This is a genomic window from Clostridium sp. ATCC 25772 (assembly GCF_001573875.1).
Taxonomy (GTDB): Bacteria; Bacillota; Clostridia; order Clostridiales; family Clostridiaceae; genus Clostridium_J; species Clostridium_J senegalense.
The window spans coordinates 1-13813 of sequence record NZ_LFRG01000065.1 but is presented as its reverse complement, the minus strand read 5'-3'; the positions used below and the strand labels follow the sequence as shown (position 1 = coordinate 13813).

13 protein-coding genes are annotated in these 13813 nt (G+C 27.2%); 2 read left to right on the top strand and 11 right to left on the bottom strand.

Going from position 1 to position 13813, the window contains the following annotated elements:
- Positions 1-250 precede the first annotated feature (250 nt).
- From AZI32_RS15885 to AZI32_RS15840, 11 genes are all read right to left on the bottom strand, one after another.
- A complete protein-coding gene (locus AZI32_RS15885) occupies positions 251-1279 on the bottom strand; it encodes an AI-2E family transporter (protein ID WP_242865312.1) in 1029 nt (342 codons plus the stop codon).
- 24 nt (positions 1280-1303) lie between these two features.
- Positions 1304-1804 carry a PRC-barrel domain-containing protein gene (locus AZI32_RS15880; protein ID WP_061996780.1) on the bottom strand — a complete coding sequence of 167 codons (501 nt, stop codon included), beginning with the start codon at positions 1802-1804 and terminating at the stop codon, positions 1304-1306.
- Between the two features lie 150 nt (positions 1805-1954).
- Positions 1955-3298 carry a sodium-dependent transporter gene (locus tag AZI32_RS15875; RefSeq protein WP_061996778.1) on the bottom strand — a complete coding sequence of 448 codons (1344 nt, stop codon included), beginning with the start codon at positions 3296-3298 and terminating at the stop codon, positions 1955-1957.
- A gap of 369 nt (positions 3299-3667) precedes the next feature.
- Positions 3668-5002, bottom strand: a complete 1335-nt coding sequence (locus AZI32_RS15870) for a sigma-54 dependent transcriptional regulator (protein WP_242865311.1) — start codon at positions 5000-5002, stop codon at positions 3668-3670.
- 4 nt (positions 5003-5006) lie between these two features.
- On the bottom strand, positions 5007-7001 hold the full coding sequence (locus AZI32_RS15865) for a transporter substrate-binding domain-containing protein (RefSeq protein ID WP_061996776.1): 1995 nt from the start codon (positions 6999-7001) through the stop codon (positions 5007-5009).
- Between the two features lie 131 nt (positions 7002-7132).
- Entirely contained in the window at positions 7133-7543 is a 411-nt protein-coding gene (gene nifU / locus AZI32_RS15860) for a Fe-S cluster assembly scaffold protein NifU (RefSeq protein WP_061996774.1), read from the bottom strand.
- A 232-nt stretch (positions 7544-7775) separates the two neighbouring features.
- Positions 7776-7910, bottom strand: coding sequence for a hypothetical protein (locus AZI32_RS19070; RefSeq protein WP_275934992.1), 135 nt, complete (start codon positions 7908-7910; stop codon positions 7776-7778).
- Between the two features lie 139 nt (positions 7911-8049).
- Entirely contained in the window at positions 8050-9126 is a 1077-nt protein-coding gene (gene mnmA, locus AZI32_RS15855) for a tRNA 2-thiouridine(34) synthase MnmA (protein WP_061996772.1), read from the bottom strand.
- An 11-nt stretch (positions 9127-9137) separates the two neighbouring features.
- On the bottom strand, positions 9138-9572 hold the full coding sequence (gene nifU, locus AZI32_RS15850; protein WP_061996770.1) for a Fe-S cluster assembly scaffold protein NifU: 435 nt from the start codon (positions 9570-9572) through the stop codon (positions 9138-9140).
- The gene (nifS, locus tag AZI32_RS15845) at positions 9572-10762 is read right to left on the bottom strand and encodes a cysteine desulfurase NifS (RefSeq protein WP_061996768.1); all 1191 of its coding nucleotides are present in this window, start codon (positions 10760-10762) and stop codon (positions 9572-9574) included. Before nifS ends, nifU (AZI32_RS15850) begins: the two co-directional genes overlap by 1 nt.
- Positions 10755-11198, bottom strand: coding sequence for an Rrf2 family transcriptional regulator (locus AZI32_RS15840; RefSeq protein ID WP_061996766.1), 444 nt, complete (start codon positions 11196-11198; stop codon positions 10755-10757). Before AZI32_RS15840 ends, nifS begins: the two co-directional genes overlap by 8 nt.
- Before the next feature lie 318 nt (positions 11199-11516).
- On the opposite strand from AZI32_RS15840, the gene AZI32_RS15835 reads away from it, so the two are divergent.
- Both AZI32_RS15835 and AZI32_RS15830 read left to right on the top strand, forming a co-directional pair.
- Positions 11517-12866, top strand: a complete 1350-nt coding sequence (locus AZI32_RS15835; RefSeq protein WP_061996764.1) for an aminotransferase class V-fold PLP-dependent enzyme — start codon at positions 11517-11519, stop codon at positions 12864-12866.
- 196 nt (positions 12867-13062) lie between these two features.
- Positions 13063-13659, top strand: a complete 597-nt coding sequence (locus AZI32_RS15830; RefSeq protein ID WP_061996762.1) for a zinc dependent phospholipase C family protein — start codon at positions 13063-13065, stop codon at positions 13657-13659.
- Positions 13660-13813 lie beyond the last annotated feature (154 nt).

Genomic DNA, 13813 nt, shown 5'->3' with positions numbered 1-13813 from the left:
TAAGCATACCCAAAAATAAGTGTATGCGCTATTATTGGGGAAAATTTAAGCACCAGAAAAGCTGGTGCTAATAATTAATTTTTTTTAGGACATAATCAAAAACGGTTGACACTATTTTATAAAATAAAAAACTTATTTTTAATACTTACTGATGTATTATCCACTATTATAACCTTTTATATTCTGTACTATATCCCAAATTTATAAATTTTAAATTACAATACTTCATTTAAATTCACAAAATATAACATCAAAATAAATATGCTTCAATATCCTCATATATTACCTTAATTGTCACCCAAATAGGAATAATTATTATCATACCAACTATTCCTCCGACGTTTCCACCTATCAAAAGCAATATAAGTATAGTTAACGGGTGCGCATTAACACTATCACCTATAATTTTAGGACCTATTATATCACCTTCTACTTGTTGTATTATAGCTAATACAACGGAAACATATACTGCAGTTTTTATAGATGTCATACTAGATAATATGATTATTGGTACTGCCCCTATAACAGGGCCAAAATATGGTATAATATTAAAAATTGCATTAATTAATGATAATAATACAGGAAATTTTACTTTTAAAAAAGCTAATGAAAAAAATGTCAACACCCCTATTATTCCGCATAGTTCAAATTGTGTTATTATATATCTTTCCAATACTTTGTCGATATGTAATAGTGTTTTTCTTAAAGCTGGTCTTTCACTATTAGGTATAAATTTTAATAATCCATTTAAAATTAGACTATCATCACATAAGAAAAAGTAGATTACTGTTGGCACTATTAAAAATAGTAATATATTTTCTCCTAACTGTATTATTTTTTCTATTGCACTACCTGCCAATTCATTAAAAAGCATTTGAATTTTTTCATATACTACAGTCATAAAGCTTGCTATATACTCATTGTTTCCCATAGGTATTTCTAAATTTTTAAACTTAATTATATACTCTTCTATAGCTATTAGTAATCCATTTAAATTTTCACTTTCTTTAAATATAGAAGGAATTAATATTGTAAAAATAATTATTATTCCTAACATTATACTTAAAATTACTACTAATGCACTTAATCTAGAATTCATTCCTTTTCTTATTAAAAATTTATAATATGGTCTTAAACTATATGAAATTATAAAAGAAAGTAATACTACCATTGTTAAATCTAAAAACACAGGAAACTTTTTTAATATAAAGTATATACCAAGTAGTATAAAAATCATAAAGCTTATATTAATGATTTTATTTTTATTTATTTTTTTCAAATTTATCAACCTCTTACTTTAATTTTATATACTGCTAAATTTCTTTATATTTTTTTTAGTACTAGGAACACATACTAACTGAAATTTTTTATTTTCTCCTATGTAAAACATATTTTTTTCCCCTAAAATCATTTCCTTTGCAATAAATATATTTCTTTCTTTAAGTAAACTGGAAATATTTTTTGCAACTACTATGCCTTTTAATTTAAACTCTTTTTCTTCAAAAATTATATCCTTAACTATTCCTATAACCTCTGAATTTTTATTTATAACATATATTTTTTTTATATCACCAAATTTTAAATATTTACCTTTGTTAATGCTTTTTACAACCATATTTTTATTATGATAAATTATATCTTCTTTTAATACATTAAAATTTTTTCTTAATAATTTATAAGGCGTTACAGAAAAACCTAAAATCTGTTTTTTATGAAAATTTATAAGAATATCGTTGATATACCCTAAGGTTTCTCCTTCTATATTAACTACATCCATGTAAATAAAGTCACTACTTTTATACAAAATCTCACCACCTCCTCTATATTGTTTCCATATTTTTTTTAAATATATTCTTTTAATAAATATAAAAAGAGCTATTGCTCCACCAACTGAAATTATTCAGTGAGTTTTACAATAGCCCTTTTTAATATTCTAATATATTTCTAATATATTTTAAATCAATCCAGTTATCATTATAATAATTACTGTTATAGGAATTAGAACTACAACTATAGGTTTCCACCAACTTTGTACTCTAAACTTTCCTGCACCTGCATTACAATCATTCATATATCCTTTAAACTTCCACTTTAACGCAATATATAATGCCATTAATAATGCACCTAATGGCATTAATATACTACCTGAAACATAATCTGCTAAATCAAAGAAATTTTTGCCTAATACTTTAATTCCTGACCATGGACCTTGTGATAATATACATGGTATAGAAAGAATAAATATGACTCCTAAGATAATCCAAACTGCTTTTTTTCTATCTACCTTAAAAACCTCTGAAGCTGTACAAGTTATAGCTTCTAAAAAACCTATACCTGATGTTATCCCTGCAATTATAACCAAGAAGAAAAATGCTGTTCCGAAAAACCTTCCTCCTGCCATTTTTGAAAATAAATTTGGCATAGTTATAAATGTTAAACCTGGTCCTTCTGTTGGAGATAAGCCAAATGAAAATATAGCTGGAAATATTACAAGTCCTGCAACTATTGCTATTAATGTGTTTACAATTATTATTATAGTTGCATCACTTGGCAAGTTACTATTATTTTTATCTAAATAGCTTCCATATACAAATGAACCTGCAAATCCTATTCCTATAGCGAAAAATGCCTGACTTAGTGCTGCAAGTATTACTCCACCATCAATTTTAGAGAAGTCTGGTGTAAGATACCATTTAACACCTTCTATAGCACCTGGCAATGTTAAAGATTTTATTGCAAGTCCAATTAAAAGAACAAATAGTGCTGGCATTAAATACTTACAACAACTTTCAATACCATTTTTCAATCCTTTATTAACTATAATTCCAAGTATTATAATCATAATTACTGTATATATCATAACTTCTACAGGATTTGATGTAAATGACGTATATATAGTCATTATTTCTTCAGCTGTAGTTCCTGAAAATTGCCCTGTTAGCATTTTTATAAAATAAGCAAGCATCCATCCTATAAGCATTGTATAATATGACATTATTATTGTTGCCGCTGCCACACCAAGCCATCCTATTGCTACCCATATACTTCCTTTTTTCTCTAATTTCCTCATTCCACTTATTGGATTAAGTTGTGTTTTTCTACCAAGTCCCATTTCTGCTATAAATAATGGAATGCCTATTATTGCTGATATTAAAATATAGACTAATAAAAATGCTCCCCCTCCGTTGACTCCAACCATATATGGAAATCTCCATACCGCTCCTAGACCTATGGCAAAGCCTGCCGTGGCCATTATAAATCCAAACCTACTTCCCCAGTTTTCTCTCTTCTTATCCATAAATAACCCCACCTCTTTACTAAAATAATCTGACTATAAAGATTTAAGATGTATATAATAAAATAATTTTAATATTTTCTATCTACTATTAATTAAAGCAATTACCATGCCAAATATACATATATTTATTTTTTTTATATATAAGAGCATATTTTGCTTTAAATACCTATATTGGTTTAAAACTTTATAAAAAATAATGTTTATTCTCTTGACACTCTTTCTTTTGCCTATTTACTAAATCTATCATTAATTAATACTAGATACAGTAAAGCCATAAAAAATAGAGCATTTATAAAACAATGCTCTAATTTATATTATGGAAAAAAATTTCCTAATCACTATGAAATTTTTTTCCCACTTGAAAATTTATTACCTAATTTTAAAATCATTTATTTTATTACTTAGTTGCCTTCTACTTATTTCTAATCTTCGTGCAGCCTCTGAAATATTTTCATTACATTGTACTAAAACCTTATCTATATATTCACTTTCAAATTCCCTTCGTATTTCTCTCAATGGTCTTATTTCCTCTATGTCATCTTCATATATATTTGATATGTTTTGATTAGGTAAATATTTAGAAGTAATCATTCCATTTTCCGCCAAAACTACTAATCTCCTTATAATATTCTTCATTTCTCTTAAATTGCCTGGATATTCATAAGTCATTAAAAACTTTTTAGCATCTTCATCTATATATTCTATTTTTTTATTAAATTCTATTTCACACTGATTCAAGAAAAAATTTATTAGCATTTCTTTATCTTCAACTCTATTTCTTAAAGGTGGTATTTCTATTATTATGCTACTTATTCTATAAAAAAAGTCCTCTCTAAATGTTCCTTTTTTTATTTCATCATATAAATTTTTATTTGTTGCACAAATTAATCTAAAATCAACTTCTATTTCTTTATTACTGCCAATTCTTTGAATAGTCTTATTTTCTAAAACTCTTAAAAGTTTTACCTGAACATCTAAAGATGTATCTCCTATTTCATCTAAAAATAAAGTTCCATTATTGGCAAGTTCAAATCTTCCTACTCTTTTTTCTATAGCTCCTGTAAAAGCTCCTCTTTCATGACCAAATAATTCTGACTCTAAAAGAGTATCAGAAAATGCACAACAATTTACTGCTACAAAATTTTCTTCTTTTCTATCACTATATTGATGTATATAATTCGCAAAAACATCTTTTCCTACTCCTGATTCCCCTAAAATTAATATATTTATATTACTTTCTGCCGCTTTCTTAGCTATATCTATTGCCTGACTAAACTCCTTATTATTAGTCTTCAAAACAAATTCACTACTTTTATCAAAAGCACATCTTAACTCTACCATTTCCTCTACTTTTTTTATTTCATCTATAAGAACCTCTGGAGAATCTCCTTTGATAAAATATGAAAATGCTCCCTTTTGCATAGCTTCTACTGCATTTTGTATGCTACCATATCCTGTGACTAATATAACTTCTATATTGCTACTTATTTCTTTTATTCTAGTTAATAGCTCTATGCCATCAATGCCATCCATTATTAAATCTGATAATACTAAGTTAAATCTAAACTTTTTTATTTTTTCAATAGCTTCTTTTCCACTAGAAGCAGTTTCTACATTATATCCTTTCTTTTCTATTATTTTTTTTAATATAGTTGTATATTCCTTTTCATCATCAACCAATAAAATATCCATCTTATAACTCATTTTCTTATTCCTCCAATAAAGAAAAATTCAAGTAAAAAGAAGTTTCATTTCCAAATATGCTCTCTACTCTTATATTTCCTCCACATTTCTCAACTTCGTTGTAAGTTATATATAATCCCAAGCCTGTGCCTTTACCTATTGGCTTACTTGTATAAAAAGGGTTAAATATTTTAGTTAGTTTGTCCTCTTTAATACCACAACCATTATCATAAATTTTAAAATATAATATATTATTTTTGGCCATAGCCTTTATAATTATCTTACCCTTTCTTTCCACACTTCTTATAGCATCTATACTATTTGAAATTAAATTTAAAAATATATGATTTAATGATTCTTTATATAATTTAAAATTTAAATTTTTATCACATTCTACTATAACCTCTATTTTTTCCTTTTCTAAAGATTTATTTTCTAATAACAAAATATTATCAATAAATTCTTTTACATTAGTCAGTTTTAATTCTTCATTAGATATTCGTGCAAAATTTAATAAATTTCCAATTATTTTTGTTGCTCTACCTATATTATTTTCAATCGATAATACATACTCTTTATTTTCATTATAAGTATTAGTTTTATCTTTTAATAAATAGCAATAATTCCTTATTATGCCCAATGGATTTCTTATTTCATGAGCAATTCCTGCAGCTAACTCTCCTATTGCTGCCATTTTATTAGTTTGAATCATATCTTTTTCTATAATTTTTTCTTTTGTTATATCTTTTATAACAATAACAATCTTCTCTAAAGTTTCGCTATTATCTTTAAATGGAAATGTATTTACTCTTAAAGTTCTTTCATTTATTATATATTCCTTTCTAAGTTCAAAGTTTTCACTAAAGGTTTCCTCTATAACTTCACTAAATATACTCACTTTAAACTTTCTAAAATACCCATCTTTTTTTAAAAAGTCATAAAATGCATTATTAGCATGAGTTATTGAATAATCTTTTGTTACAACGATTACCATATCCGTTATACTATCTAAAGTGTTATTTAAAGTATTTTTACTTTCCATCAATTCTTTAGTACTTAATTTCACCTTTGCTTTTAATAGATTGGTCCATATATATATAATGTAAGTTAATATCAATAAAATAAAAACTGCTAATAAAATTATCCCTGTTAATTTAGTATTTTTACTTTCTCCAATAAGGCTTAAATCATCTTTATACCATTTCTCTTTTATACTACTAAAAGTTTCTTTTTTTCTTAATGAAAATATTCCCTTATTTAGTATATTAATTAATTTTTTCTCTCCTCTTGGTACTGCTATAACAATAGGCTTTTCATAGACACTTTCTTCTAAAGTTTCATAATCCCTATTTAAACCTTTGCTTTCCATATAATACTTTATAACTGGCTCATCACCTATAGCTACATCAGCTTTTCCTTCTTGTACTAAATCTAAAGCCTCACTAACATCCTCTGTTAAAATAAATTTTCCATCTTCTAAATTTTCTTTTAAAAATTCTAGAGAATAATCTCCTTTTGGAACTGCTATTTTATATGGTTTTAAACTTTTATAATCTTTTATATTTTTATATTTTTTAGGTTTTACTATGTTTCCTCTTATAATATATATGGGATCTGAAAAGAGAAAATAATCACTTCTATCATCAGATGGTATAATTCCATAACAATCTATTTGTTTAGTTAGTATGTTATCTAAAGATTTTTTCCACCTATCATCAATTTTAAAATCAATTTCTTGACCTATTTCTATAGATAATGCATTCATAAAATCAACTAATATTCCTTTGTATTGGCCATTATAACTTTTAAATGCAAGTGGTGGGGCATTCTGATCTGACGCATAAATTATTTTTCCATGATTATTTAACCATTTATGCTCTTCTACTGATATATTTTGCGATTTTTTAATATAAGTAATTAAATCAACATTATAAATATAAAATATATACACATTAAAAAGTAAAATAGCTGTAATTATTGAAAATATAACCCCTCTTACTAACATTATTCTTTTCTTCATTCAATCCACAACCTTGCATAAATTTAAATTTTTTGTATATTCTACAACAAACTGAATATTCTAACTTTTTTGCGCAGATTATTTTCATCCTGCTATATATAAAAATAAAATTCATGGATGCCCCATGAATTTTATTTTTTATCTTCTTCCCACCTATCTGCCCATTCAGATAGATTATTGCGTTTCCTATAATCATTAATAGCTTTGTGTATAGTTTGTTCTGCAAGCACAGAACAATGAATTTTTTCTGATGGCAAACCATCTAACGCTTCTATAACTGATTTATTTGTAAGACTCCAAGCATCTTCTAAAGTCTTACCCTTTATTAGTTCAGTTGCTATGCTAGATGATGCAATAGCTGAACCACATCCGAAAGTCATAAACTTAACTTTTTTTATTATGTTATTTTCTACTTTTATATAAATCTTCATTATATCTCCACAGTTAGCATCACCAGCTTCACCAATTCCATCAGCATCTGGCATTGTTCCTACATTCCTTGGGGAGTAAAAATGTTCTAAAACTTTATCACTATAATCCATCAAATCATCTCCTGTAAGTATGCTATATGTTCGTAATGATATTTTAACTAATACTTTTCTCAAGTGAGAATTTCTCATGTTAAGGGAAAATAATAAATGTTATAATAAATTAAATAATATTATTTAATTTATTATAACATTAAAAACAATTTAATTGGTAAAATTTTTAGAAAATACACTTTGCTTTAAATTTAACATTTAAATTAATGTGTATATTTTTTGAAACCTATTTTTAACTATCTAAATGCAAACTTCCTGTTACATTTTCAAGCTGTATTTGCACCTTATCTTCATCTATTTTAATTGTTTTGTTAGATTTTTTATTAATTACAATCCTTTTTTCATATAAAAATATGGCCATTATCATTTATAACAACTATATTTAACTTTCCTTATTCTAAACTTAATTTGTATTTCATTTGATTTTTTTAACAACCCTTTAGATTTTACTTTTCATTATAATATAACCTAATAAAAAACCTCCATTTTCATGAAGGCTTTTATAATTATAGTACTGTTTCTATTACACCGCCACCAACAACATAATTTTCATCATAAAATACTACTGATTGACCTTTTGTTATTGCTCTTTGGTTTTCTTCAAATACCAATTTCACTCTATTATCTCCAACTTGGCTTAATTTAGCTTTAGCTGGTTTTGCTGAATATCTTACCTTAGCTGTAACTTCAATTTCGCCCTCAACTTTATCAAACGGTATTAAATTAACATCTTTAGCTATCAATGTATTTTTAAATATATCCTGCTCATCACCTAATACTACCTGATTTTTTTCTGGAATAATATCAATTACAAAAACTGGTTTTCCAAGTGCTATACCTAGTCCTTTTCTTTGACCTATAGTATAGTAAACTATTCCTTTGTGGTTACCTAAAATCTTACCATTTTTATCTACAAATTTTCCTGGTTTTACTTTTCTACCACTTTTCTTTTCTATATAATTTCCATGGTTATTGTCTGGTATAAAACATATTTCTTGAGAATCTTTTTTTCTAAACACTTCAAGCCCAATTTTCTCTGCAATTTCTCTTATCTCTGTCTTAGCATATTGTCCACAAGGCATTAAAGTATGTTTTAATTGTTCTTGCGTTAGATTATATAATGCATAAGTTTGGTCTTTCCTATCATCTTCAGACTTTCTCAAAAGATATCTTCCACCCTTTTCCTCTATAGATGCATAATGACCTGTAGCAACATAATCTGCACCTATAGATATAGCTTTTCTTAAAAGTTCTTCAAATTTTATATGTTTATTGCACATTATACACGGATTTGGAGTTCTACCATTAAAATACTCATCTACGAAATTGTCTATTACATAGTTCTTAAATGGTTGCTTAAAGTTCATAACATAAAAAGGAATATCTAGTTTGTCTGCAACCCTTCTAGCATCTAACACTGCTGAAAGTGAACAACATCCACCCTCATTTTCTGCATAGTCTGGGTCATCTGGTGATAATTTCATCATTATTCCTATAACGTCATACCCCTGCTCTTTTAATAAATATGCCGCAACTGAGCTATCTACGCCTCCACTCATTCCTATGACAACTTTTTTTTTCATTATATATTCACCTATTCTCCATGAACTACATCATGTAATGCGTCATGATCTGTCTCTTTAAAATCCCATGGTTCTAAACCTTGTTTAATTCTATAATCATTTATTGCTTTGTGAATTGCTTCTTCTGCAAGTACTGAACAGTGCATTTTTATAGGTGGAAGTCCATCTAATGCTTCCGCTACAGCTTTATTAGAAAGCTCCCATGCATCGTCTACTGATTTTCCTTTTATAAGTTCTGTAGCCATGCTTGATGAAGCTATTGCAGATCCACAACCAAAAGTTTTGAATTTTGCATCAACAACTATATTATCTTCTATCTTAAGATAAACTCTCATTATATCTCCACATTTAGCGTTTCCAACTTCTCCTACGCCACTAGCATTTTCTATTTCTCCTACATTTCTTGGATTAGTAAAATGATCCATTACTTTTTCACTGTATATCATTATTTTTCATCTCCTTTTACAAACTCATCATATAGTGGTGACATATCTCTTAATCTTTGTACTATTGCTGGAACTTTTTCTAAAACGTAAACTACATCTTCTTCTGTTGTTCCATCACCTATGCTTAATCTTAATGAACCGTGTGCTATTTCATGTGGAAGTCCTATAGCTAATAATACATGCGATGGATCTAATGATCCTGATGTACAAGCACTACCACTTGATGCGCATATTCCCATAGCGTCAAGCATTAAAAGTATAGATTCTCCTTCTATAAATTTAAAGCAAACATTAACATTTCCTGGTAACCTTTTTTCTCCAGTTGGTCCATTTAGTTTTGTATAAGGTATTTCAAGTAAACCGTTTATTAATTTATCTCTTAACTCAACTAATCTTCTATTATGTGTATCTAGATTATCACTAGCAAGTTCTATTGCTTTTCCAAGTCCTACTATTCCTGCTACATTTTCTGTTCCTGCACGTCTAGCTTTTTCTTGTCCGCCACCATGTACTAGATTATGAATTTTTATTCCTTTTTTTATATACAGTGCACCTACGCCTTTAGGTCCATATATCTTATGTCCTGCTAATGATAACATATCTATATTCATATCCTTAACATCAATAGCTACATTTCCTACTGCTTGCACTGCATCTGTGTGAAAGAATACTTTCTTTTCCTTACATATAGCGCCTATTTCTTTTATTGGTTGAATAGCACCTATCTCATTATTTCCAAACATAATGCTTACTAATATAGTTTTATCAGTTATTGCATTTTTTAAATCTTCAAGTCTTATTATACCTTCTTCATTTACATCTAAATATGTAATTTCAAATCCATGATATTTCTCTAAATACTCACAAGTGTGTAGTATTGCATGATGTTCTATTTTAGTAGTTATTATGTGGTTTCCTTTTTCTTTATGCGCAAAAGCTATTCCCTTTAAAGCCCAGTTATCCGCTTCTGATCCGCCACCTGTAAAGTATATTTCACTTCTATCTGCATTAAGTGCTTTAGCAACTCTATCTCTTGCTATATCTATTGCTTTTTTTGTTTCTCTTGATATAGAGTATATTGAAGATGGATTTCCAAAGTATTGATTAAAATAAGGAATCATCTCTTCTAAAACTTCTGGTTTAGTGTAAGTAGTAGCTGCATAATCCATATAAACAACTTTTTTATTCATTTTGAACTGTCACTCCTTTAATAGTTAAAATATTTTTATAATCATCTACTATGTCTTGAAGAGTTATAGATGTTGTAACACTATCTATACTCTCTTTTATTTTTTTCCACACTATTCTTGTTGCACAACAATCAATATTGTCACAACAATCACTGTCTAAGCAGGTTGATATTTCTATTGGACCTTCTAAAACTTCTAATATATCATAAATTGTTATTTTTTGTGGAGATTTAGCTAAAACATATCCTCCAGCTGCACCCCTTATACTTTTTATAAGTCCTGATTTTCTTAGTGTAGAAAAGAGCTGTTCTAAATAATATTCTGAAATATTTTGTCTTTGAGAAATAACTTTTATAGAAACAGGATCTTTTCCGTAATTAATGGCTAAGTCAACCATAGCCTTAACTCCGTATCGTCCTTTTGTTGATAATTTCATTTTATCACTCCTTAATGTTGAGTGTTTTACTACACTTTGATAATACCAAATCAGAGTAATACTGTCAACAATAATTTTATTATATTTTCTATAAAAATTTTAAATATTTATAGTTAATTTGTTAGTGTTTTTAATAATTAATTAATACATAGTTTTTTTTTATAAACATAGAAACTTGAATTTTTTCAATAGGTTAATTAGACTTTTATTAATGTTTTCCCAATGTTTATATCATTTATATGTACCATTTACAAAAAAATTTAATATTATATTTATATAGGTAGTCTCTTTTAAGCTACCTAATTTTGGAGGTGTTTTATGAGTAATAACTATAGCCCTTACAGAGATTTAGTAGTTGGTGTTAACTCAAATATACCTCTATTAAATGGTAAATTAGTAAAATATATAAACTTTGATAATGCAGCAACTACACCACCTCTAAAAAGGGTAATAAATGATATAATTACCTTTTGTCCTCAATATTCATCAATACATCGTGGAAATGGTTATAAATCTCAGCTTTCCACTATATTGTATGAAGAAAATCGACGAGCTATAGGAAATTTTTTTAACTATGACGAAGAATATATGGATGTAATTTTTGTAAAAAATTGCACAGAATCTATAAATAAATTGGCATATATTTTAATGGATTATAAACCTGAAAAAGATGTTATACTATCATCTGTAATGGAACATCATTCTAACGATTTACCTTGGCGTAAATGGTATACCATAGACTATATTGATATAGATAGTAATGGAAATTTATTAATAGATGATTTAGAAAAAAAATTAAATTTATATGAAGGTAGGGTTAAACTTGTTACAGTAACTGGAGCTTCAAATATAACTGGGCATAAAACACCAATTTATAAAATAGCACAACTTGCTCATAGCTATGATGCAAAAATTTTAGTTGATTGTGCACAATTAGCTCCACACGCACCTATAGATTTAAAACCATTTGATGATTTAAATCATATAGATTTCATTGCATTTTCAGGTCATAAATTCTATGCTCCATTTGGCTGTGGTGCACTTTTAGGCCCTAAAGATATATTTGAAAACTGTAATCCAGATCACGTTGGTGGCGGAACTATAGATTTTGTTATGCATGATTATGTTAAATGGGCTAATTCTCCAGATAGGCATGAAGCAGGAACACCAAATGTGATAGGTGCATTAGCTATGGTTTCTGCACTAGATGAATTTTCTAAATTAGGAATGAAAAACATTGAAAGTTACGAAAAGCATTTAACAAAATATGCTACTGTAAATATGATTTCTATACCTAATTTAATAATTTATGGAGATTATTTAAATTTTAACCATAAAGTTAGTATAATCCCTTTTAATATAGAAGGAATTCATCATAATATAGTTGCTAAAGCTCTTTCTTTAGAATTTGGAATTGCAATAAGAAGTGGCTGTTTCTGCGCTCAACCTTATATGCAAAGACTTTTGCAAATTTCTCCTGAACAAAGCAGAAGTTTTATTCCCTTACCTAAAGAAACCTATCCTGGAACACTTCGTGTAAGTTTTGGAATATATAATACTATAGAAGAAATAAATGTTTTATTATATGCACTTGAAAAAATTGCTTTAAATAGAACTTATTATATATCTAAGTATTCCAATATAGATAGCTCTATTTTAATTAAATAATTATAAAAAAGGACTGTTTTAAATTAACTAATTTGAAACAGTCTGTTACAAAAATTAAATTACCATTTTTTAATAGTGCTTTTTTGCGTCAATAATATATAATTTTAATTGTAGTGGATAAAATAAATATTATTGGTGTTTTAACTTAACATTTAGAATACACAATTATACTTAAGAAATCAAAGAGGTAATTTATATGAATATTATTGCACATTTGACAATTGGTCATAAAATACAACCTATATTAGAAGATCGCCTTGATATTATTATTAAACCTGTTTCATTTTTATATGGTAATATACGACCTGATGTAAAAAAAAGGGACATGAAATATCATGTGAACCATCATTGTGTAACTCATCTTAACACTTTAGTTAATAGTCTATATTCTAATATAGACAATGGAATAACTTATAGTAACTTTATGATAGAACTAGGTAGTATCTGCCACTTTATATGTGATTATTTTTGTTATCCTCATAATGAGCACTATGACGGAAGTCGTCCTGACCATCATATATATGAGCAAAACCAAGTATTTTTTATAAACAAAAATATAAATAGCATTTTAAATAATTTAGTACTAGAACCCTATGAACTATTTAATTGTCCAAAAGATATTTTAGCTGAAATATTTTCCATTCATGATGAGTATTTAAATGATACTACATTAAGCAACCATGAAAAAGATGTAACATACGCCTTAAGAGCATGTCTTTTAACTACTGAAAGTCTATTTAGAGTGTATTTAGCCCGTTATAGACAAAAGAAGATGTTATTTAAAAATGCATAGAAAATAAGCTATGAAAGTTTAATACTCATTAAATTTTCATAGCTTATTAACCTATTTATCTATTTATCTATTTATCTATTAGGACGTGTCTGAAAACAAAATATCTAAAACTTATTTAGATAAAACAAAAATAGCAGCAATATAAACAAATGCG

Excerpts from the sequence above, each read along its gene's own strand:
- AZI32_RS15875 (WP_061996778.1), bottom strand. The coding sequence starts at position 3,298 with ATGGATAAGAAGAGAGAAAACTGGGGAAGTAGGTTTGGATTTATAATG.
- AZI32_RS15870 (WP_242865311.1), bottom strand. The coding sequence starts at position 5,002 with ATGAGTTATAAGATGGATATTTTATTGGTTGATGATGAAAAGGAATAT.
- AZI32_RS15865 (WP_061996776.1), bottom strand. The coding sequence starts at position 7,001 with ATGAAGAAAAGAATAATGTTAGTAAGAGGGGTTATATTTTCAATAATT.
- nifU (WP_061996774.1), bottom strand. The coding sequence starts at position 7,543 with ATGGATTATAGTGATAAAGTTTTAGAACATTTTTACTCCCCAAGGAAT.
- AZI32_RS19070 (WP_275934992.1), bottom strand. The coding sequence starts at position 7,910 with ATGATAATGGCCATATTTTTATATGAAAAAAGGATTGTAATTAATAAA.
- mnmA (WP_061996772.1), bottom strand. The coding sequence starts at position 9,126 with ATGAAAAAAAAAGTTGTCATAGGAATGAGTGGAGGCGTAGATAGCTCA.
- nifU (WP_061996770.1), bottom strand. The coding sequence starts at position 9,572 with ATGATATACAGTGAAAAAGTAATGGATCATTTTACTAATCCAAGAAAT.
- nifS (WP_061996768.1), bottom strand. The coding sequence starts at position 10,762 with ATGAATAAAAAAGTTGTTTATATGGATTATGCAGCTACTACTTACACT.
- AZI32_RS15840 (WP_061996766.1), bottom strand. The coding sequence starts at position 11,198 with ATGAAATTATCAACAAAAGGACGATACGGAGTTAAGGCTATGGTTGAC.
- AZI32_RS15835 (WP_061996764.1), top strand. The coding sequence starts at position 11,517 with ATGAGTAATAACTATAGCCCTTACAGAGATTTAGTAGTTGGTGTTAAC.
- AZI32_RS15830 (WP_061996762.1), top strand. The coding sequence starts at position 13,063 with ATGAATATTATTGCACATTTGACAATTGGTCATAAAATACAACCTATA.